This window comes from Bacillus sp. LR--39 (assembly GCF_053613335.1).
Window position 1 is genome coordinate 1 of the sequence record NZ_JBSIOT010000343.1, and the last position, 1,050, is coordinate 1,050.

At 49.7% G+C, this 1,050-nt stretch carries 2 protein-coding genes; one reads left to right on the plus strand and one right to left on the minus strand.

Features of this window, described 5'->3' with window-relative positions:
* On the plus strand, positions 1 to 335 hold a 335-nt coding region (locus ACWHAR_RS23070; RefSeq protein WP_452087946.1), incomplete at its 5' end, for a GNAT family N-acetyltransferase.
* Positions 336 to 367: 32 nt separating this feature from the next.
* On the opposite strand, the gene ACWHAR_RS23075 is transcribed toward ACWHAR_RS23070, so the two are convergent.
* The coding region (locus tag ACWHAR_RS23075) for a PLP-dependent transferase (RefSeq protein ID WP_452087947.1) at positions 368 to 1,050 on the minus strand (683 nt) is incomplete at its 5' end.

A 1,050-nucleotide genomic window follows, 5' to 3' on the forward strand; every position in this document is an offset into this window, starting at 1 on the left:
CAGCGTCAGACGATAGATTAATCGGGACGGTTTCGCTCTTTCAAATCATCCGTGGCGCGCTGCAAACTGCGTTCATCGGGTATTTTTTAGACAAAGCCCATAATGGAAAGGGCATTATGACAGAGGCAGTCAGATTGGTTGTTGATTATGCGTTCCACGAATTGAAACTGCATCGGATTGAAGCCGGTGTGATGCCCCGTAATCTCGGGTCCATGCGTGTTTTAGAAAAAGCGGGATTTCATAAAGAAGGCATCGCCCGAAAAAATGTAAAAATTAATGGCGTTTGGGAGGATCATCAAGTCCTCGCGATTCTGAATCCTGATGACGAACAATAATAAAAGAAGCCGGGCCATCCCCGGCTTCTTTTTTAACGAACCGCAACTGGAGCAATTTCTTTCAGCGCTTGTTCAAAATCGTGTTCTAAATCGTCTGCATGTTCGACTCCCACACTAAGACGGAGCAGACCATCAGTGATACCGCGTTTTTCACGCTCTTCCTTAGGCATTGCCGCGTGAGACATCGTTGCCGGATAGGACAAAATCGATTCCACGGCGCCAAGGCTGACAGCGAAGACCGGCAGTGACACATTCTCGACTAACTTCTTAACGGCCTCTTTGCTTTCAAGCTCAAAAGATAGCACGGCGCCCGCTCCCGTTGACTGGCTTTTATGGGTTTCAGCGCCGGGATGATCAGCCAGTCCCGGATAATACACGCGCTTGACCGCCGGGTGCTTCTGGAAAAATTCCGCAAGCCGCTGAGCTGTTTGACTCGCTTTCTCTAAACGGACCTGCAATGTTTTTAATCCGCGCAGGACAAGCCAGCAATCTTGCACGCCAAGGACGGCGCCGAACGCGTTTTGCAGCTTATACAGCTGCTTCCCAAGCTCTTCATCTTTGACAGCAGCCAAACCTGAGAGCACATGGCTGTGTCCGCTTAAGAATTTTGTCGCGCTGTGAAGTACAATATCCACGCCGAGATCAAGCGGACGCTGCAGTGCCGGTGTCATAAATGTATTGTCCAGAAAGGTCAGGCAGCCGTTTTCTTTTGCAA